The sequence below is a fragment of the Sphingobacterium sp. DR205 genome, from assembly GCF_011064245.1.
In the GTDB taxonomy this organism is placed as follows: domain Bacteria; phylum Bacteroidota; class Bacteroidia; order Sphingobacteriales; family Sphingobacteriaceae; genus Sphingobacterium; species Sphingobacterium athyrii.
Window position 1 is genome coordinate 5,457,953 of sequence record NZ_CP049333.1, and the last position, 21,079, is coordinate 5,479,031.

Annotated in this window: 15 protein-coding genes; 5 read left to right on the forward strand and 10 right to left on the reverse strand. The window is 41.3% G+C overall.

Translation table 11 applies throughout. The features are described from left to right. Positions 1-68 precede the first annotated feature (68 nt). Complete coding sequence (locus G6053_RS23385) at positions 69-4,133, forward strand: response regulator (protein WP_165308720.1); 4,065 nt, start codon at positions 69-71, stop codon at positions 4,131-4,133. Between the two features lie 184 nt (positions 4,134-4,317). Here the strand turns inward: G6053_RS23385 and G6053_RS23390 are convergent, their stop codons facing one another. The 4 genes from G6053_RS23390 to G6053_RS23405 all read right to left on the reverse strand — a co-directional run bounded on the left by G6053_RS23390 (position 4,318) and on the right by G6053_RS23405 (position 7,859). Next, the gene (locus tag G6053_RS23390) at positions 4,318-4,743 is read right to left on the reverse strand and encodes a DUF3267 domain-containing protein (protein ID WP_165308721.1); all 426 of its coding nucleotides are present in this window, start codon (positions 4,741-4,743) and stop codon (positions 4,318-4,320) included. A gap of 303 nt (positions 4,744-5,046) precedes the next feature. Beyond that, positions 5,047-5,862, reverse strand: coding sequence for a ChaN family lipoprotein (locus G6053_RS23395; protein ID WP_165308722.1), 816 nt, complete (start codon positions 5,860-5,862; stop codon positions 5,047-5,049). Positions 5,863-6,069: 207 nt separating this feature from the next. Further along, on the reverse strand, positions 6,070-7,284 hold the full coding sequence (locus G6053_RS23400; protein WP_165308723.1) for an outer membrane beta-barrel protein: 1,215 nt from the start codon (positions 7,282-7,284) through the stop codon (positions 6,070-6,072). Next, positions 7,281-7,859 carry a sigma-70 family RNA polymerase sigma factor gene (locus G6053_RS23405; protein ID WP_206531810.1) on the reverse strand — a complete coding sequence of 193 codons (579 nt, stop codon included), beginning with the start codon at positions 7,857-7,859 and terminating at the stop codon, positions 7,281-7,283. Before G6053_RS23405 ends, G6053_RS23400 begins: the two co-directional genes overlap by 4 nt. Before the next feature lie 163 nt (positions 7,860-8,022). Between G6053_RS23405 and G6053_RS23410 the strand changes: the two genes are divergently transcribed. The 4 genes from G6053_RS23410 to G6053_RS23425 are packed head-to-tail and all read left to right on the forward strand — an operon-like array spanning position 8,023 to position 10,817. Further along, positions 8,023-8,877, forward strand: coding sequence for a hypothetical protein (locus G6053_RS23410; RefSeq protein WP_165308724.1), 855 nt, complete (start codon positions 8,023-8,025; stop codon positions 8,875-8,877). 24 nt (positions 8,878-8,901) lie between these two features. Further along, positions 8,902-9,303 carry a cytochrome c gene (locus G6053_RS23415; protein WP_165308725.1) on the forward strand — a complete coding sequence of 134 codons (402 nt, stop codon included), beginning with the start codon at positions 8,902-8,904 and terminating at the stop codon, positions 9,301-9,303. A 10-nt stretch (positions 9,304-9,313) separates the two neighbouring features. After that, entirely contained in the window at positions 9,314-9,868 is a 555-nt protein-coding gene (locus G6053_RS23420; protein ID WP_165308726.1) for a YceI family protein, read from the forward strand. 19 nt (positions 9,869-9,887) lie between these two features. Beyond that, the gene (locus tag G6053_RS23425; RefSeq protein WP_165308727.1) at positions 9,888-10,817 is read left to right on the forward strand and encodes a DUF5777 family beta-barrel protein; all 930 of its coding nucleotides are present in this window, start codon (positions 9,888-9,890) and stop codon (positions 10,815-10,817) included. A gap of 181 nt (positions 10,818-10,998) precedes the next feature. Here the strand turns inward: G6053_RS23425 and G6053_RS23430 are convergent, their stop codons facing one another. The 6 genes from G6053_RS23430 to G6053_RS23455 all read right to left on the reverse strand — a co-directional run bounded on the left by G6053_RS23430 (position 10,999) and on the right by G6053_RS23455 (position 21,073). Then, the gene (locus tag G6053_RS23430; protein ID WP_165308728.1) at positions 10,999-12,183 is read right to left on the reverse strand and encodes a glycoside hydrolase family 76 protein; all 1,185 of its coding nucleotides are present in this window, start codon (positions 12,181-12,183) and stop codon (positions 10,999-11,001) included. Positions 12,184-12,252: 69 nt separating this feature from the next. Beyond that, entirely contained in the window at positions 12,253-13,377 is a 1,125-nt protein-coding gene (locus G6053_RS23435; protein ID WP_165308729.1) for a glycoside hydrolase family 76 protein, read from the reverse strand. A gap of 12 nt (positions 13,378-13,389) precedes the next feature. Then, entirely contained in the window at positions 13,390-14,532 is a 1,143-nt protein-coding gene (locus G6053_RS23440) for a SusE domain-containing protein (protein WP_165308730.1), read from the reverse strand. A gap of 79 nt (positions 14,533-14,611) precedes the next feature. Continuing rightward, positions 14,612-16,237, reverse strand: coding sequence for a RagB/SusD family nutrient uptake outer membrane protein (locus G6053_RS23445; protein WP_165308731.1), 1,626 nt, complete (start codon positions 16,235-16,237; stop codon positions 14,612-14,614). An 11-nt stretch (positions 16,238-16,248) separates the two neighbouring features. After that, on the reverse strand, positions 16,249-19,686 hold the full coding sequence (locus G6053_RS23450) for a TonB-dependent receptor (protein ID WP_241254819.1): 3,438 nt from the start codon (positions 19,684-19,686) through the stop codon (positions 16,249-16,251). Between the two features lie 214 nt (positions 19,687-19,900). Further along, positions 19,901-21,073 carry a FecR domain-containing protein gene (locus G6053_RS23455; protein WP_108636603.1) on the reverse strand — a complete coding sequence of 391 codons (1,173 nt, stop codon included), beginning with the start codon at positions 21,071-21,073 and terminating at the stop codon, positions 19,901-19,903. Positions 21,074-21,079 lie beyond the last annotated feature (6 nt).

The window sequence follows — 21,079 nt, forward strand, 5'->3', positions numbered from 1 at the left end:
AACTGTTTTTTTGGGAGAAGAAGTCTAGCGAAATATGGATTGAACAGGTGGAATAAAAGACTATCAAGATGAGCGCAGGTATTACGCAGATTATAGCATTTTTGTATCTATATCTATCCCTTACAACTGTTGTATATAGCCAACATATCGGGTTAAACCCTCTGACAAAAAATTATGACTTACCTTCACTGACTATCAATCAGACAATACAGGATCAAGAAGGATACATCTGGTTTGCGTCGACACAGGGCTTAAGTCGTTATGATGCATATAATATCCTCAATTTCAAGCTAAGGAATGCCGCTGGAAAAGTGACCACTCAACAGTCTATTAGGGCACTAATAGCACTTGGGAATAAACTCATTTTGGGTAGCGAGAGCGGTGTTTATGTACTTGACAAACGCAACTATAAGGTATTCCCCCTTAAGGATTCACGTGTAGCTACTGTGCGTGTCAATGCGTTGATGGTGGATCTTGAGCGACGGTTATGGATCGGTACGGATAATGGCATCTTTATTTATAACAGCGATTTAATTCCTTTGACAGAAGCACAAAGTTCACAAGTTCTTAATAGCAGTATGCAGGGCAAAACCGTCAACATGATCTTTCAGGATAGCCAGGCCAATATCTGGATCGGGGTCTGGGGAGCCGGTTTATTTAAGCTGAATCCTAGTAGCAGCAAACTGACATCTTATCCGAGGCTTGGCCAACGCAACAATCCTTTCAAACTCATGGAAGACGATCGTGGGCAGCTATGGCTATGCACCTGGGGGGACGGCATCTATTTATTCAATCCACAACAGCCAAACAATCCATACAAAGAAATTGAGATTAAAAATAAGCGGCGCACCATTGGTAAAGAAGATTTGTTTTACAATATTATTCAAGATCAAAGTCGACGTTACATCTGGGTGCTATCTTTTTCCGGCATATCGACACTTCAATATCAAGATGGACGGGTCAAGGAAATAGACCTTTCTGGTTATTTCGACAGTACGACCAACATTTTCAATGACATCTACCAAGATAGATACGGTACTTTATGGCTTGCGATCGGCGGAAAAGGAGTAGCTATGTTGAGTTTTGATAAGCCAAACTTAAAAAATTGCAGCTTTAAACAAATCAAAAAAAAATATAGTATTACACCAAACCTAAACATGCTGTATCGCGATAGTTCAGGCGTAATATGGTTTAATCTCGAGCGTTTTGGTTTTGGAAGCCTATCCACAAAAACAAATCAATTAAATACCTATAGTAATTCCAATTTCAGGGATTTAATTTCCATACGTGCCGTGACCTGTGCAACAGATTTCGGCCAGGAGCTATGGGTGGGATCTGCATACGAATCTTCGATCAATATTTTCCAAAAGACAAGTAACAATATCAAACTCCTCCGCAAGATAAATCTGGAACAACAGGTCGCCCATCAGGGAGTGCCTTCATTTTTTTTCACAGATAAACAAAAAAGACTCTGGATTGCAACGACACAGGGCCTCCTGTTAAAAAAGTCGGCATCGGAAAGCATAACGACCATCCATGCGGTAAATGATCAACCGGTGGCGATAGCCCAGGACAATTATAATCATATATGGGTTGCGACCAAAGAAAATGGAATTTATTGTATCGATGACCGCAGCTTGCGCTCCTTACCTTTGCATATCGGTAAAGAAACCCGAGGATTGAAAAGTGACCAGATTGAAACCATGGATGTGGATAATGATGGTATTCTATGGATTGGCACCAAAGACAACAGGTTGCTGAGTTATCAACCAGCCCATAACAAGGTAAGGGAAATCGCCAATACGACATTATTTGAAAAAAACCAGCTTCTTGATGTTGTCTGTCTCGATCGTCACATCTGGCTGTCGACAACACGTAATATCTACAAGATCAACCGTTTAAACAAGAATATCAGTGAATTTTCCGCTTCTGACAGCCTTCAGGTCAACATGTTTTCTAAGCGGGCTTTCGCAGTAGATAAAAACACCAACACCATTTATTTCGGTGGTTACAATGGAATGGTTCAACTCAATGATCATAGCATTATACCTAATTTTAAGGAGAATGTACTTATTACCGACATAAAAATAAACAATAAGTCCATCATCCTTGAATCAAAACAAAAAATATTCAGCGATGATCATTCCAAACTGACCTTGAACCCGCAAGATCAAAACATAGAAATCTCGTTCTCCACATTACCTTTTACACAGGAAGGAAAAATCCGTTATGCTTATAAATTAGAAGGAGTCGACAAAGATTGGATATATGCTCCCCGGGATCGCATCTTTGCAACATACAACAATTTAAGTAAAGGGAAATACAGATTTTTGGTCAGATCGACTGACTTGTACAACAAATGGAATACGAGTTTTACCCAAATTGAGATTATAAAGAAACCCTCATTCTATGAAAGCAATTTAGCCTATTTTATTTATGCATGTATTTTCGGTGGAATTGTCTTCTTTTTTATCAATTATTCTTTCAATCGTTTAAAATTGAGTAATGACTTAAAAATCGCCCAAATCGAAAAAGAGAAGACCAAGGAGCTTGCACAGTCCAAACTCAGTTATTTCACCAATATTTCGCACGATTTGCTAACTCCGCTAACGATTATCTCCTGTTTAGTTGATGATGTGCAGATGACTACGAAAAATAATTTAGACCAATTTGATAAGATACGGCTCAATTTAAGCCGGTTAAAGCGGCTGCTCCAACAAATCCTAGATTTCAGAAGAATGGAAACCAGTAGCATGAAGCTTCAAATCAGCGCATCGAATTTCCCAACTTTTATCAACCAATTGGGTGCCATGCATTTTAGTCCAATTGCCAAAAAGAAAAATATCAGCTTTGAAATTCAACATGGAGACTGTCCTGAAATCCTTTTCTATGACGTCGATAAAATCGATAAAATTCTATTCAATCTATTATCTAATGCATTTAAATATACAGACCATGGGGGGCAAATTACGCTTACCTATCATGTTGAGAAAGAAAAAGGATCGAGTCGACTGCTGATTTATATCCGTGATAATGGCATAGGAATAGACCCTGAAAATATAACGAAAATTTTCACCGCTTTCTATAACAATAATTCTACAAAGCACCCTGAAAGCAATGGCATAGGACTTTCAGTCACCAAGCAATTGGTAGAAGCACATGATGGTGAAATCCGGGTAGATAGTCAGCTCCATATCGGTAGTATGTTTCAGATTAGTATTCCAGTAGATAAATCATATTATCTCAGCAAGGGAATAGGGGTGATGGAGCAACCTTTCGTGGAAGAAATTAAAGATACCATTATTGAGTCGCATGAAAGGAGCAATAACCTATCGAACGACATCTTACAGCCAAGGCTGAATGTGTTACTGGTGGAAGACAATGAAGAACTCCGATCAACTATGGCCAGAATTCTGGCCCGGAATTATCAAGTACATATTGCACATAACGGTCTACAGGGTTTAGAAGCACTCGAAAATAACGAAATAGATATTGTTATCAGTGACATCATGATGCCTGAACTAGATGGTCTGAATTTTTGCAGGACCATTAAATCCAATACAGAGTTTAACCATATACCAGTTTTGCTGTTGACAGCCAAGAGCAGTATTGAGGACCGTATCGAATGCTATCAAGCCGGTGCGGATGGTTACATTAGCAAACCTTTTGAGATTAAGGTATTGGAAGCGAAGATTCAAAGCTTTATTATCAATAAACGCTGCAAGCAGCTCGTTTTTCATAGTAACACAAAGATTAATATTGCAACGCTCGATCACACGCCTTTGGATGAAAAATTTGTTCAGAAGATGATCCAAGTTATCGAAGAACATCTTTCTGACGATCAATTTGATGTTATCAAACTCGGGGATATATTGAGCCTGTCCAAATCAACACTTTATCGAAAAACAAAGGTGCTGCTGAATGTATCTCCAAGCGAATTTATTAAAAACATACGATTAAAACATGCCTGCCAGATCATGGAAATAGATAAGTCTATATCTGTTAGTGAAGTTGCCTTCGCGACAGGTTTCTCCGATCCACGTTATTTTGCCACATGCTTTAAAGCGGCATTTGGAATAACTCCAAGTGAATTTCAAAAAAAATCTGGATCAAACTCCTTTGTGTCCCTATAACATTCAACTGGACCAGCATATGTCATTAACATCTCTGCCCCTATCAGCTTTCAGAACAAGAAGCTATGACCGGGGGATGATCAAAATGGCTATTGTTGTAATCAGTCGCCAAGGTTTCAGGTTGTGCTTTCGAAAGAAGGGACCAACATAAAAATTGACATAGTACAGTCGCAATCTAATAACATTAATAATCTTTTTTCTTATAGATGAAGCATCCTGCCTCAGAAGGGTGGTCAAGAACCAAGCTGCGCATATCTTCGCGCCATATCAGTTGAACGATCATAAAATCACCGGCAGCGGAAGCCGTAAAAAAAATAGCAAATAGGAGTATATTGGTATTTCCACTGAACCATGCATAGATAATGGGAATGATCCCTAGTATAATCGATGGCATCAATGCACCTATGATATACTGTTTGACACGAAGTGGCTCCTTACAATGGCAATAAGGTGTCAACATTTTCATTAAAACACCGAATTTGATCGATCTGAACCCATTTTTGATATAACATGACCAGGTTATACCATGAATTAGTTCGTGCACCACTACTCCAATCACTACTACGAGCACACCTAACAACGCAGAAGATAACGACGTTATCTCTAACATATTTTTGATAAAAACAAACGGGCTTTCATTGCGTCCCCAAATAAGATAAAATGGTAAAACATACAACAGTATAATTGGAATAAATAAGAGAAGGGCAAAGATGTTTGCCTTATACAGATCTATAAACCGTTCTTCTTTAACGTATCCGGAAAGTGACTCCATTTCCATATGGTTGCTGTTAGGATTTATAAAATGATACTCCTTAAAAATAATATAATTTTTAGTTCCTTACAAAGAACACAGGAAAGTGTGACGAACACCGGACTTATTGGACGATAAGAAGCCAATATTATGATTTGGCTATCACTTAAAATATTCTATGACCTGGTAGCTGCCGTCATTGTATTTGGCAAGTAATTCTTTCAAATAATATTTATGTTGTGCGCCAGTTAAAACAACTATTCTTTTGCCACGATGTATGTTAGCCTGTTTTATGATATTAATAGCCATTGTATTATTTCTTAAGTCCCAGAAATTACACCAAAGCTGATAACCTTCACGATAGGAGATCTTTTGGCCATTGGGCTTGGTGATATACCTTTCAGCAAAAATTGGTTCAGAATTGGAAATTTTTGGAATTTCATGATGTTGAAGATCCTGCCTGTATCTGTTTAACGCTTCGAAGACTATCGAATTTAATGTTTTGATGTCAGTTTTTGAGAAATTGATCAATGCACTATTCGCTTCGCTATATTTCTGATAGTTCGATTTATTGACAATGCTTAATTTGTCCGTTTTATATAAACTATCTATAAGCTGTATAACAAGCCTGTCTGCTGGAACCATACCTTTATCTTTTCTATACTGGTTCCTACCCTCGAATTCAAATGGTAGATTACGTGTTTTAGGGTATTGCTCCAGATATTTTAACGTGGCTGTCTGCTCATTAGAATTAGGTCTAATTACCCTAGCGAAATCCTTTATCTGAGCGCTATCGTTTTCTTGCAACAGTATTTCAGGTCTGATGTTATCTAATATTTCGAATAACATTTCCGGGTTCAAAATAGCAGACGAATCATGTACGGTTCCAATAATATAAAGTTGCGTCTTATTTGACTCTTGGGCTTGCAATACATTCAAATAAAGAAAGGAAAGGATCGTAAAAAGGTAGTTCATCATAAAGGCAATATTTGATTTGCTTAAAAGCTTAGTACCCAAATATAAGATAAATATTGATGTAAAAAATCTACTAATAGACGCGATATGAAAATATTATAATAAAATGCGCTTTGCTAAAAATCAATGACAATGGTAATGAAATATGATATTGTCAGAGTCAGATCAAAAAAAACACTGAATGCCAGCATTTGGTAACGAATGCTAAGATTACAGACTCACTCCCAACGTAAAGGCTACCCCTTTTGACTCTAGGTCTACATTACCATAACCAATCCCTGTCAATGGTAATTTAACAAAAGGTTTCACACCGACGTTGATCTTGTCATTGATTTTCTTTTCAATGGATATTGAAAAATCAGCAACGCCAAAAATATGCTGATTCTCACCATTAACTTCATAGACGGCACTTTTCTTATCTCCGCCATAACTCCCTCCTCCTTCGTAATCAAACGTGTATTTTTCCTTCAGCATAAAATAACTTGAAAGCCCGGCGCTGACATTAAATTTAACCTTTTTACTTTTCAGCACCGTATAACTTGCTGTTAGTGGCACATCAATAACATCACAGACGGCAGTGACATTGCTCGGTAATTGCGTCAGCTCAGGCGGGTTTGAGGGTGCATAAAATTTATACGCTGACTTATAGTTCTTTTTCGCATAGGTGGCTCCCACAGAAACACTTAGCCCTTTGGTCACTGGGTAGGAATAGGCTAAACCGATATTTTCACTAATTGAAGATTTACCCGCCCCCTTGACACTCGTTAAATCGGGGCCGGCCAAAAAGCTAACAACCGACCGCTCTTTTTGTAAGGGAACTATTTCTTCGCCACCTTTGGGTTGATAAATCGCCGCCAAACGATCGCCAGTAGCTTCGACAGGATCAGCTTTTAACCTATAGCTAGGCAATGCTTTAACTTTGTATTCCATTTTTGGAATTGAAAAAACTGTATTTAGACTAGTTTCTCGTGTCAGTGTATGCCTTACATCAGCAAACTCAACAACTTGGACACGCAGCCCCTGTGTGCCTTCAGCTATTGTTTGAAGCCTGGACACGCTCGCTTCTCTCGGCTGCAGCGAAATCCATTGCTCCTCTTGCTGGGGTGCAACAAAAGGAGCGTCCGAAGGGGCAAGAATTTCCTTCTCCGCAGTCTCCTTCTTATGTGCACTAGCGGGCTCATTTATTTTATCCGATGATTTATTCAATTGTAGTCCATCGTTATTCCATGTAAAAAACAATGCTAAAATCGCTGCACTGGTAGTTACCAGTGTTGCAAATAGGGCAATCTTTTTATTCTTTGATTGGTTCGCCCTGTTTAACCGAGATTCTACGTCTTGCCAATGTGATTCATTAAATTCAAATTTCGCATCACTGAGGCCCTCCTTAAAAATCTCATCAATCTTATTCTTATCCTTTTCCATCATGTTTTCTCCTCAGTTTTACCACATATTGCGCGTTGAATTTTGACCATTTCAGCAAGCCGGCCGCGGGCTTTATGCAGGTTGGATTTTGATGTCCCTATAGCAATCCCCAACATGCCACTGATCTCTTCATGTCCGTAACCATCGATGGCATAGAGGTTGAAAACTGCCCTGTATGCTGGCGGAAGCTGATGCACCATTGCCAATAGATCTTCATAGTTTAATTTTTGGCTGATTGTGTCATCATAGACGATCGTCTGTTCATACATCGCTACATCCACATGTATTCCCTGTCTTATCTTGGCCCGATAAAAATCAATAGCTGTGTTTGTCATGATTTTTTTTATCCACACAGAAAAAGGTTTCTGATAATCGTATTTGCCGATATTTTTAAATACTTTGAAAAAACCTTCATTTAATATACCTATGGCATCCTCTCTATTATTCGAGTAACGTAGACATATTCCCAAGGCCATAGCATAATACAAGGTATAAAGATCTTTTTGAGCCCTACGGTCCCCATCGATACATCCTTTAATAATATGGATAGATTTTTCGTCAACTTCTGTTATCGCCACTCGATATTACTTTCTTTCTTTTGATAAATATAGTATTAAGACTAATACGAAGGAATAATCCAAAAGGTTGCCTGTAAAAAATATTTTTTTTTGTTGCCACTTCAAGGCAACTTTTCCTTTTCAGTCCTCGTAGTATCAAGACAATATTTTAAAACACACAATTATGAAATCAAACAAAAAACATGTTGCAGCAGCCATTATAGCCATAGCAACAGTGAGCCTGTTTTCGGCTTGCTCAAAAAGCGACGGTGACAGCCCAGATGTTGAGAACAAAAACAAAGGCATACAGATAACCGTTAACAGCCAATTCGGCAGTATCCTAACGGATGAAAACGGAAAAGCACTTTATTTCTTTTCCAATGACACAAAAGGAAATTCGACATGCAGCGGCAACTGCCTGGCAACCTGGCCTATTTATTATAGCAGTGAAACAAGCACAGATGTCAAAATCGATAAAAGTCTACTTGGTGAAATCACCCGCGAAGATGGTTCCAAACAGAGTACCTACAAAGGCTGGCCCTTATATTACTATGCTGGCGACGGTCAATCTGGTCAGGCAAAAGGTGATGCCGTAAATAAAATCTGGTATGTCGCAAAACCTGATTATTTACTTATGATAGCCAATGCACAGCTCGTCGGCCATGACGGTAAAAATTATTTGAGTGATTACAGCGAGGGAACGGGTAAAACAATCTATCTGACTGACGATAAAGGAAGAACGCTATATGCTTTTAAACCGGACAAGTTCAACAAGAACAATTATACGGAGGCAGATTTCAGCAATGACGCCATCTGGCCAATCTATCAAAAAGAAACCGGTTCATTGCCTTCGTTAGTACGAACGGCAGATATCGCCGTCATAACCGTTTTTGGGAAGAAACAATTGACATACAAAGGTTGGCCATTATACTATTTTGGACAGGATCAGCAGCTGGGAGATAATAAAGGAATCAGTTTTCCTCGTGTTGGTATATGGCCTATCCTGAACGATAATACGGCAATCGCTCCAACAAGTTAATCCACTCCTAATCGAATTGAACCTATGTTAAAAAAACTAAAAACTCCAAATACCTACGGTCGGACGAGTCGTCCTATCGTTGTGTTGTCAATGACTATAGTTGCCATTGCATTGACAGCGTGTACCAAGAAGCAGGCACAAGAACTCAGTCCCGATGATGAAGAGGAAACCGTGACGGCTGCAAATGTGTCGTACATCAATTTTGCAAAAGCGCTCTTTGAAACAAAATGCAGCTCCTGTCATGCAGCAGGGCGCGGCGCCAGCGCAAAGTGGACATTTAGCGGATATTCATCGGTCAAAGACAATAGTACAAGAATCAACAATGCTGTATTGATCACCAAATCCATGCCTATAGGCGGTTCACTTACAGTCAAGGAGATCGAGCTACTGGACGCCTGGATTAAACGAAATACACCTGAAAATTAATATTCTACTTATGAATAAGATCAACATTTATAGCATATTCTTCTTTATGATATTTGGTGGTATCGCGGCATTCGCACAAAAAACATCGTCCCTAGTTTCAAAAGAAACAAGTATCACTTTTTATAGCAATGCTCCTTTGGAAGACATCGAAGCGAAGAGCACGCTAGCGGCATCTGCCATGAACATCAAAACCGGAGATATTATCTTTCGGGTAAAAAATACCTCTTTCCAATTCGACAAAAAGCTTATGCAGGAGCATTTTAACGAAAATTACATGGAAAGTGACAAATATCCCTTAGCAGAATTTAAAGGAAAAATCGAGGGGGTCGAAAAATTAATCCATGAGGGTAATTACACCCTTAACGTAAAGGGCAATTTGCAGGTTCACGGGGTGACTAAAATTTACACAACCGCGGCGATATTCAATGTAAAGAGCGGAATAATAAAGGCCAATACAAGCTTTCAGATCAGGCTGGCCGATCACAGAATCACGATTCCCTCCATCGTAGGAAAAAAAATTGCAGAAGTAGTGAAAATCAGTGTAGATGCGCTATACAAACAATAACGACACGAATTTGTTGCAAATGAGAAATATACTATTTATAATCCTGTGTTTTGTTTGGGTAACGACATCTGCTCAGGAAGATCTTGAAAAATTAATTGCTATAGAAGGTCCAAAAAATGAAAAAGTTACGGCAACCTTTAAATCGGGCAACCTGATCAATCTTAAGACAACCGAAACTATTCATCGTCATGAAATGGACTTTAGGGTCGATCATCGTTTTGGTGATATCGCCGGTAGCGCCGGTGGCGCAAAGAATTTTTTTGGGCTAGACAATTCAACCGATATAAGAATCGGCTTCGACTATGGCCTACTCGATAACCTGAACATAGCGATCGCCAGAGCAAAAGGAGCTACGGAAGTCAGACAGCTCTATGAAGGAAATATCAAGTACCGGTTTATCGAACAGACAGTCGACAACAGGATACCGGTGTCCATTGCATTTTTTGGAAGTATGACGGTATCAGCCATGGGAGCATCCGAGGATAAGCAGTCGGCAGCAAGTTTCACCGGGTTCAGTGACCGGCTAAGCTACGTAACACAGCTGATCATTGCGCGAAAATTCAGTTCGAATTTATCACTGACTGTTGTCCCTTCTTATCTTCATCGGAATTATACTGCCTACAATGACCAAAATGATCTCTTTGCACTTGGGATTGGTGGTCGAGCCAAAATCAGTAATCGGATAGCACTTGTTGCAGACTATATATTTCCTTTCCGCAAGTCATCAAATAAAAAATATCGCGAGGAAGTGAGTGGCCAGCGCTATTATAATGCATTGGGTGTTGGTCTAGAAATGGACACCGGAGGACATATATTCCATCTCAATTTTACAAATGCTACTGCGATTCAAGAATCGCAATTTATCAGCGAAACAAATAGCTCTTGGGGTAAAGGTCAATTCCGCTGGGGATTTAGCATTTCACGACGTTTCAATTTTAGTAAGAAATAATGTACGAATACTTTCCCTTGCTACAGCCTCCCTATCTATAAGACTGAAATAAAATCCTGAGCGTGCGATAGCCAAAAAATAATATGGATCAACAATCGTAAAGAAGCGTAAGGACAGAAACGAAGAACTCGGTGTTGTACCGAGTTCTCATTTCATTCCTTAGAAGCTTGTTAGGGATTCTCTAATACCCGAATTTCGCCAATCGCCCGTACATCTCCACGAAAGCACATTGATCTAACAGCCATTTTGATTTTTTAGGATTCTCCAGAGTCCAGTCCGTATCAAAAAGTCCATCTTGATCCCGCATCCGAAGCCATGCGAGATCAAGATTCTGAGCAAAAATATCGATATATTTTCGATTTCCGTCCTGCTCGAACAGGCTGATATAGCCGCGCATCATCACAGCGTGGAACCATAAATTACTGTTTTTTAAGACCGGAAAATCTTTTCCCGCTCTTGTTTCAAAAAAATAGCCCAGGCAAGCTTCAGCAAGCTGCTGCGCATCGTCCAGGTATTTCTTTTCTTTGGTCAACTGATAGAGCAATGCTGCAGCCTGCAGCATCTGACCTGAATTATAAGAATACTTGGCCTTTTCAACTTTACCATCAAGATGCATATTGTCCCAATAAAGCTTATCATTTGGGTCCTGCAACCCTGCTTTTGTCCATTCATACAGACGTTGGCCTTCACGTAAATAATCTTTCTGTTTGGTCGCTTCAAACAGTTTTAGGGCAAATACCGCTGCAGGAGCATTCGAACAGCTATTTTTGGATTCTTTCTTCTGTTCACACCAGTAAATACCGCCACCAAGCCTGTCATCTTCACCACTTTTTACAAAGGTCCAGATCTCCTTTGCATGTTTAAGATAATCTGTCTTTTTGGTTTGTATGTAACTATCTGTAAAATCAATGCCCAACCAGATGTTATCATCGTAAAAACGATCCGATGCCGGTGCTGAATTAATATAGGAGGCATACCCCACTGGTTTACGCTTTTCGTCCCGATATTCATGGAGCCCTACGAGTACCTTCTGGTCCAATATTTTCTGGTAGGCTGCTTTATCTTTTGACTGTTCCATCAGCGCATTGACCGCCGAAAAACTACCCGAGAAAGGCCAGAGATAGGCATATTTCTTTTGCTGTTCTGCCTGCGTGTTATTATTCAGGTAGTCTGCTTTAAAATTCTCGTCAAAGGGGTACTTTTCAGTCAATAATTTATTTTGTGTATTCCCATATTTATCATAGATCACATCCAGGGTCTTCTGGGCGTGATCAGAAAATTGACCTTTCTTCACCTGTGCCTGTCCCATCATATAGCACAGGCCTGTCAAGAGTACTGTTGTCGTTATCCGGTTTATTTGTTTCATCAGCATTTATTATTTTAATGTAGCCATCAGGAGCTGACGGGCAACCTAATGGCTATCGTATACAATCTATTATTTTAATTTCGTTTGATAGCGTGCCAGGCCCTCAAACAGCATTGCAGCACTTGTATAGGCTGTAATTTCACTGTTTCCAACTGGCGGCTGAGACCAGGAAGAACCAAAAAATAAAGTCGGCAGACTGGTCCCCTTGGTCCAGGCTATTTTCCCATTGTTGACCAAAAACTTTTCAAATTTAGCACGGTAATCTGCGTTGATCCCTTCAAGATCCAAATAATCCACAAAATACCGGATAAAAATCCCCTTAAACAATGCGCCATCACCACTGCCTTCATCACGTAGAATATTATTTCCAATATCGGTACAGCGGGTAATGGTATAATAACTAATTTTTTGTGCATCGACTAAGTAGATCTGATCTTTGGTAATCTTAAAAAGTTCAACGGCGGTCCCCAGAAAAGTTCCTTGATTATAAGTCAGTGTTGTCTGATCGACAGCATCGGTCTCACCATTGATATTATCATATACAGCCCCTGAAGATGGATTGTAAAGTGTTGCCTTCTGCCATTCATAGATCTTTTTGGCCCATGTCAGATAACTTTCATCTTTCGTTAGATTGTAAAGTCTAGCGGCAAGAATACTAGCCGGTCCGTTGGAACAGGCATTTTTACTATATAACATATCTTTCCGCCATGCTAATCCTCCACCAGCAAATTGTTCATTCCAGCCCTTGATGATATCTGCCCATAGAAGCAGTACTGCATCCCGATATTTCTGTTCTTTGGTAACTTCATATAACCGCAACATGGTCAAGGCATTCCATTCCATATCATCGTAGAATACATTGTAATAGTTATTACCGTTTTTGACTTTAACACCCACAAACCACTTGCTAAAATAGGCACTATACTTCGCATCCTTGGTTCGTAAATAGGCATCGATAACGACATCCATGGCGTGAGCATTGGGCCAATATTGAAATCCCAGATCGGACTGGTTGATGGCATTGTTAAAATACCCCGCTTCATTCCAGAACCCACTAATCATTTTATCGGACACCTGCGTAGCAATATCAGTCCAAGATTCCTGAATCGTATCGTCGTATGGGTATGTATCCTCGACTTTTGTACATCCAAACAGTAACAACAGCATAGATGACAACATTATTATTTTCTTCATTATCCCTCCTCCCTAATTTGGAACTACCGTATGTGTATAATCTTTGTCACCCTGTAGGATCATCGAGATTTTTGTTGGATGTCCATCGACCGCATTGACAAATTTCCATTTATCATCCCATTGCGAGAGGTTGGGCAGAATACGAACGAAGAAATAGCTTGGATCGGATCCGCTCGGCGCAACATCAAGTCCAGGTTCTGTGGGGCCTAGTTGTACTGCCTCTGCTTTCCCTGCCTTGACGGTTTCCATCTGGAACTTATAGCGCTGGTCGCGCCCCCAACTTTCCTGCTTAAAATTGATAATGCCGGTCGCTGACCAGATCCCCTTACCCTGATAGGGTAGGTCAAGTACAACTGCTCCTGAAGGTGAGAAATAAACACCCATACTTTTGATTTCCGCATAGGTAATTGTCGCAACATTAAAATCAATCCGAATGCGGTATACTGCTGTTTTGGTCACAGTATTACTCCCTACTTCGCTTTCCTTTAATTTTGTTTGATCTTCGGAATAGAAAATCCGGCCATCTGCTGATTTTCGGTCCGTAAACGTATACTTCTTACCTGCTTCCAATTTGGTAAAGATTTCATACTCACCGTTGCCGACGAGCTTAAAAGGTAACGCCTGCGTAATTGCTTCGCCACCCTCTGTTCCTTCTCCGGTAATAAACAGTTCATCCGGAATATCTGCAAATCCTTCCAGGCTTTTTATGTTCAACACTTTTTTCACTTTACCCAGCACCCGTTTCATCCCTCGGATTGAATAGACGGACCAGCTGACATCGCCACTCGTACCTGGCTCGATTCCCGCTTTGGCAGCAACCTGATTCAATATTTTATGACTGATGTTTGCTCCGTTTGAGTTCCCGTTATTGTCCGAGGTAACGGTATATAAGGGTTTGCTGAAATCGCCATCCACTTTATCAAAAACGACTTCATATTGGGCCGCTCCCCCGTCAGCTACCAATGCGGACTCCCATTCAAAATATAAGGCAGCAGAACTGGAACTCAACAATTTGACTGATTTCCCGTCCGCAGGCGCATATAAATTCTCCACAGCGGATACATCCGCATCCGAATATTCCATATCATCTTTTTTGCAGGAAACGATGCCCGCAGCCAATACGATCATTGCTATAACTTTAAAATACCATTTCATGTCTTTTCTTTAATTTTATCGTTCAAAACGTACATTTTTTCTTTCTGTATCGTCGGTGACGGTTTGTTTCAATTAAATTTTAGTTTGAATAACCTTGATTATTGGGCAATAGATTTTTATTCAGATCAATCTGTGTCCTTGGAACTGACCATAAATAATCCCGGCTCTCATCAAAGCGTCGAATATCCAATTTGATATAGCTATTGTTGCCGCCATATTTAGCCCCCAATACCTGACCATCCAGATAGGTTTTACCAGCTTTCCAACGCAGGATATCATAGTAACGTAAACCTTCAAGCGCAAGCTCGCTACGCCGTTCATTTCGGACAATTGTTTTCAGGTCACCGGATGTCGGAAAATCCAATGCTTTCGCTGCTTCGAAGCCGGCCCGTTTGCGGATAGGTTTGATCGTCATATCCCATATTGCAGCATCGAGCTGTCCAAGCGCTTCTTTCGCTTCGGCATACATCAATAAGATATCAGCATATCTGAACATAATGATATTGAGCCCGGCATCATATTTTACGGTCGCTGTCTGATCATAATATTTCTTGACATAATACCCTGTGGGTGATGCATTGGCACTTGCTCCCTGGTATTCGTCAAGACGCTCTTTATCTGTCCCTCCAGACCCCGGTTTGATAAAAATCTTACGCACCGTTCCATCAAAGTCGGTCCATTGACCGCCATGGAAAACAATCGTTGCGGCCATTCTGGGATCCCGATTAACATACGGATTGTCACTGCTATAATTGGGATCTGTAGCGATTGTATTTCCATCTAGGGTGATATAATTATCCACGAGGCTCTGCAAAGGTGCATAACCATTCAGACGAGCTTGGGCCGAGATCGGCGCGGCATCGTAGAGTTTATTCCAGGTTTTCAGCTGCGGCACATAGGCATAGTCCAGAATAACCTCCGAATTGTACTCTTTTGCTGCTGTAAACAAGTCGGGATAGCTATCGAAAAGGGCATATGTTCCAAATTCCGCCTGTTTCTTTATCAGATTTTCGCAATACTCCAGCACTTTGTTCCAGTTGCTCTCATACAGGTAGGCCCGTGCCTGAAAAGCCGAAGCCGCACCTTTTGTAATCCGGCCTCTATCATCAGCGGGTAGCGCATCTTTGCTGGGCAGATCCGTCATACATTCATCCAATTCCTGATGAATAAAGGCCATGACGGTGGCTTTAGGTGTCCTTGATATCGTCTTGGACTCCTCCAGGGTTATATCCTTGGTAAAAAAAGGGACATCACCGTAAAAATTGACCAGCCTAAAATAGAGCGAAGCGCGAATAAACCGAACCTCTGCTATACGTCGTTGTTTTAGTGCTGCATCCAGCCCCGGTACGCGATCTACATTTTCAAGATAAACATGGCAGGTTTTGATGCCCCCATAGAGATCTGACCATTCCAAGCCGAAACGCCCTAATGTCGGGTCCGCAGTGCCATTACGGATGGCGCGTTGATCTGTATTAGACCTACCCTCAAAAATATTATCACTGAGGGCTTCATCATTCCATAAACGGTCTGCAGAAAATAGTTGATTATAGGCCATATTGACCATTTTTTCCGCATTTTCAGGGTAATCCCAAAAGTTTTCATCGGTAAAACGGTCTGTTGGCAAGGTATCCAGCTTATTACAGGAAGTGAAATGCACAGCAGCCACCAAACTTAGGCCTCCTATAAGTAATTTATATCGTTTCATCACATCAAAAATTAGAATTGAATATTTAATCCGCCCCCATAATATTTCAACGTTGGATAGTTACGGGCGCTATTGGCAGACCCGCCCATGTTGGAATCAAATTCAGAAGATTCGGGGTCTATCCAGGAGTTTTTGCTTAAGGTCAGCAAATTTTGGGCGTTGACAAAAAAGCGTACGCGCTGTAGCCCTAATTTTGAAACAACTCCTTTTGGAAGACTATATCCTATCTGCAGGTTTTTCAGCCGTGCATACTTTCCGTTGAAAAGGTAGAGATCGGAATCTTTCCCAAAGTTGTTGGTCGATGCTGTAGACCCATTTGCGGTAAGCCGAGGCCACTGTCCATCGATATTTGTCGGTGTCCAGTAATCGAGTTGATGCTGATAAATGGCATACGAATAATTCTGATGAAACGGTTCAATCAGTTCACCACGGATCATCATATCACGCTTGCCCACCCCTTGCCAGAACATGCTAAAGTCAAAATCTTTGTAGCTAAGATTGTAGGTCAGCCCAAATGTAAAGCGGGGAAAACCATTGCCCAGGACAAATCGGTCCCGCGCATCGATGATGCCGTCGTTATTTCGGTCGACATATTTGACATCTCCGGGGCGCAAATCAGCTGCAGTGATGCCACTTGGCAGAGCCGAGGTTTCTATGTCGGAGATATTCTGAAAAAGTCCGGCCATTTTGTAACCGTAATAGGAATTATAGGGAAGACCGACACGTGTCAGTTTGGTAATATTATCCACGGTTGAGATCCGGTCATCTCCGGGCATCGAAACGATCTTGTTATGACTGTCCCCCATATTGGCATTGATCTGATGTTGAAACGCTCCTGTGGTTGCGTGATAAGTCAGGTTGATCTCCCAGCCTTCATTGTTCATTTCGCCCAGATTCTGGTTTTTTAATGAAGTCCCAAAGGTAGAGGGGATCTGTGGTGCCATCAGAATATCGACTGTCCGTTTTTTAAAGTAATCAAAACTGGCGGTCAGCTTATCCTGAAAGAAAGTCGCATCAAGCCCAATATTAAAATTATAGGTTTTCTCCCAGCGCAAATCCAGGCTGGCATAATTAAACCCAGCAGCGGCGACGGGTTTATTATTAAATCCATAACTGTTCGGGTAGGATTCATAAGTGAAGTAATAGGAATAATCATCCACGGCCTGATTTCCCAGTACACCATAGGTTGACCTGATCTTCAGACTTCCGACATGATCCTTGTACCAGTTCATAAATTGCTCATCTGAGGCGCGCCAGCCTAATGATCCAGAAGGGAAGAAGCCCCAGCGGTTTGCTTTCGAGAACTTGGAAGAGCCATCGTAACGGAAACTGAATTCTGCAAAATACTTACTTTCAAAATCATATCCGGCACGGCCGAAGATTGAATTGATGCTATTTTGTAAAGTACCATTGGGTGTAACTCGCGCAGTTGCAGGATCGATAACCGTTCCGGTGGTCGGTGTACCCAGCACAGGATCGGTAAATTTCATTTTAAGTTCGTTTTGCCTACGTGTATAGGACTCATTGGATGCGCCGATCAAACCCGAGACGTGATGGCTCCCAAAGTTTTTGTCATAATCGAGCAACAACTGGAAATTCAACAGGGAAGCTTTTTCATTGAAGTCCTCGGTATTGCGATCCGAATTGACATAGACCTGTGGCTGCAGTGCATTTGGGTCAGAATAGAGGGGTACCTGAATACGTCGAATAAAACGATGGTCGGCGTAAATATCGGCACCAAAGATACCACGCAATTTTAAACCATCGAGCAGTTTCGCTTCCAGATTCAAGTTGATGTTAAAATAATCATTGTCATTTTTGACATAACCACCTTCGTTAAGTTCAGCCAACGGATTCTGATCCGTCAGGGCATTGTTGACCAGGTATTTGCCATTATCGGCCCGCATCCGATAGTAATAATACGAAGGTAGACGGGAAGCATTTATAATGGCACTTCCGGCTGTATTTCCTAAATTATTATTACGTGTATAAGCTAAAATCGAGGTCAGTTTAAAACGACCGATCTCCGTACTGAGGTTAGTCCGCAGATTGTAGCGTTTTATCCCGAAATCCTGTCCCACAAAGTTGCTTGGTTGATTATAAAAGCCCCCCGAAAATAGATATGAACTCTTTTCACCACCACCGGAGACACTGATATTATATTTTTGCTGGAAGGAATTTTTCATGATCTCAGGTAAATTCCATTGTTCAATATCCTGATGTGCGTACAGATCCGCGATCGCTTCGGGTGAAAACTGAGGATCCATTCCTGAATTGGTGAGCGCAAGGTTGCGTAGCGTCGCATTTTCATAGCCTTTAACGGGAGAAAACAAGATCTTGGGCTGTTGTACCCCCCATTGTGTTCCGATGTTAACGCTAGGTTTCTGATTTTGCCGTCCCCTTTTTGTCGTTACCAAGATGACACCGTTGGCCGAACGTGAACCATAGATAGCTGTAGATCCCGCATCCTTGAGTACCGATACCGTCTCGATATCGTCTGGATTGATCTTGTTCAACGTTCCACCTTCGGTAATGATTCCATCAATCACCACGAGAGGCGCATTGCTATTTACCGTTGATATCCCGCGAATATTGATGTTCATTGCATTATCGTTTGGATCCATGCTTTTCTGCTGAATGGTCAAACTTGGCGAAGCTCCCTGTAGGGCCTGTGTCACGTTGCCAACCGGTCTGTCTTGAAAGGTCTTAGCACCGATCTGATCGACAGCACCAACCAATCGTTGCCGGGTGGTGGTACCATATCCGATCACAATAACTTCTTCCAGTTGGCTATTGCTACTTTTCATTACGACCTGCAACTGCGCCAGATCTTCTGCACGCATGGAAGCGAGATCCATACTCAATTGATCATATCCGACAGAAGAGAAAATCAAGGTCGCTTTCGGAGAAAGATTACGGATCGTAAAGCTACCATCGGTAGCGGTAGAGGTTCCGGCAGATTCATTCCCTTTGACGCGTACAGAAACGTTGGCAAGTGCTTCACCGCGTTCATTGGTTACCCGTCCTTTGATCGTTTCCTGATTTGATCCTGCCGCGGAGGGTGCCGATGACGGTATCGTCGTTGCTTGTGGCCGGTCACGGATGACAACTGTCTTATTGTCCAATTGATACGACAGGGGCTGGTCTTTAAAGATCTGAACCAGTACGTCCGATAACATCCGTTCCTTTACTTTTATATTGACGGGTTGGGCTACTGACATTTGCCGTTCTGTATAAAGGAAATTGTATCCTGTCTGTGACTTTAATTCCTTAAAGATTTTTTTAAGGCTCATATTGGAATATTCCAATGTTACCTTCTGTGCAAAGGTTGAAGCACTAACCTGCATAAAAGTAACCAAGATAATTATGGTCGTCAATCGCATAATAAGCCATAGTTTACGGAATAGCAGATAAGCTATCTCCTTTTTTCTGATATAATTTTGATACATTTGCAAGGTTTGATTCGCAGTATGTTCGAGTCGTCCAAAACATAAACATACTGCAGATTGGATAGTTAAAAATTAATTGTCCCAAACAGCAACCGAGTCCCCCGGGATCTTGGTTGCTTTCTTGTATCCCACAGGGATCGCTATTCGTTTTGTCTATGTTTTTTCATCATATTATTTTTAGGGTATGAGTTATAATCGAATATTTAACGAATACTTATGGAAGAACATAGAGGGTTTTCCCCTCGATCCGAAAATGGACTGCTCCCGTTTTTTCCAGCAGATTTAAGACTTGCCTGACATCATCAAAACGAGAAATGCCGCCACCGAACTTCTCTGTTGTTTTTTTCCCCTGAAAGATCACGTCGACTTTATACCAACGCGCTATCTTACGCATGACACTTTCGATACCATCATCGTCAAACATAAATTCATGATTTATCCAGGCAACGATTGGCGCGGTATCCACTTGTTGTAATTTTAGTACTCCATTGGAGCTGAGACTTGACTGTTGTCCTGGTAGCAAACGTAGTTTTTGATGATGGGAAGAGACTTCGACCCGACCTTCCAACAGTGTGGTCCGCAGTGCCGGTTCGTCAGAATAACTGTTCACATTAAAGTGGGTACCCAGCACTTCTATCTGTTGACCCGCAGTGTGTACAACAAAGGGATGTCTGGTATCCTTCGCTACTTCGAAATAGGCTTCGCCAGTTAATTCCACTTCTCTTTTTCCCTTCAGAGCAAAGCGTATTGGATATTTAAGGGCGGAAGCAGCATTGAGCCACACCTGCGTACCATCAGGTAGCTTAATACGATAAGTTTCACCTTTGGTTGTTGATAATATATGGTAGCCGGTATCATCGTCTATATCTTTCCCGACTTCGTAGATCAACTGTCCATCATTACTTTTAGAGATCTTTATACCCATTTCATCCGCAATCTGTCCATCCATCGTTTCCTGCAAATGAATCTGTTTGCCATTGGCCAGGGTCAAGGTAGCCGATTGTTTTCCGGGCGATATGACTTCTGCTGTAGACTGCCGCGGCACTTTATGCTGTACCCCACTAAAAGTCCACCAGCCAACAAACAAGATCCCAATGACTGTGGCGGCAACGGCACCGATAGTTTTTCGAGACCACATTGGTTTCGTTTTGGGTTTATTTATCTGACGGTGCAATTGCTCCCAGGTGTTGTTCAATATCGCCAATAGTTCAGGGTCGTGAAGCAATCCCTGATCGACCGGGTCGTCCAAAACATCCTGTATCAGTTCCTGCAGCAGTATCCGATCTTCACCAGATTTTATATAGGAAAGAAAAGCACGGGAATTTTCCTCACTAAGCTCCCCTCGTATATACTGCCTCAAAGTATATTGAAGTAATTTTTTTTCCACAATTGG

What these genes read in the sequence shown, in the direction of transcription:
- G6053_RS23385 (WP_165308720.1), top strand. Translation starts at nt 69, where the DNA reads ATGAGCGCAGGTATTACGCAGATTATAGCATTTTTGTATCTATATCTA.
- G6053_RS23390 (WP_165308721.1), bottom strand. Translation starts at nt 4,743, where the DNA reads ATGTTAGAGATAACGTCGTTATCTTCTGCGTTGTTAGGTGTGCTCGTA.
- G6053_RS23395 (WP_165308722.1), bottom strand. Translation starts at nt 5,862, where the DNA reads ATGATGAACTACCTTTTTACGATCCTTTCCTTTCTTTATTTGAATGTA.
- G6053_RS23400 (WP_165308723.1), bottom strand. Translation starts at nt 7,284, where the DNA reads ATGATGGAAAAGGATAAGAATAAGATTGATGAGATTTTTAAGGAGGGC.
- G6053_RS23410 (WP_165308724.1), top strand. Translation starts at nt 8,023, where the DNA reads ATGAAATCAAACAAAAAACATGTTGCAGCAGCCATTATAGCCATAGCA.
- G6053_RS23415 (WP_165308725.1), top strand. Translation starts at nt 8,902, where the DNA reads ATGTTAAAAAAACTAAAAACTCCAAATACCTACGGTCGGACGAGTCGT.
- G6053_RS23420 (WP_165308726.1), top strand. Translation starts at nt 9,314, where the DNA reads ATGAATAAGATCAACATTTATAGCATATTCTTCTTTATGATATTTGGT.
- G6053_RS23425 (WP_165308727.1), top strand. Translation starts at nt 9,888, where the DNA reads ATGAGAAATATACTATTTATAATCCTGTGTTTTGTTTGGGTAACGACA.
- G6053_RS23430 (WP_165308728.1), bottom strand. Translation starts at nt 12,183, where the DNA reads ATGAAACAAATAAACCGGATAACGACAACAGTACTCTTGACAGGCCTG.
- G6053_RS23435 (WP_165308729.1), bottom strand. Translation starts at nt 13,377, where the DNA reads ATGAAGAAAATAATAATGTTGTCATCTATGCTGTTGTTACTGTTTGGA.
- G6053_RS23440 (WP_165308730.1), bottom strand. Translation starts at nt 14,532, where the DNA reads ATGAAATGGTATTTTAAAGTTATAGCAATGATCGTATTGGCTGCGGGC.
- G6053_RS23445 (WP_165308731.1), bottom strand. Translation starts at nt 16,237, where the DNA reads ATGAAACGATATAAATTACTTATAGGAGGCCTAAGTTTGGTGGCTGCT.
- G6053_RS23450 (WP_241254819.1), bottom strand. Translation starts at nt 19,686, where the DNA reads ATGTATCAAAATTATATCAGAAAAAAGGAGATAGCTTATCTGCTATTC.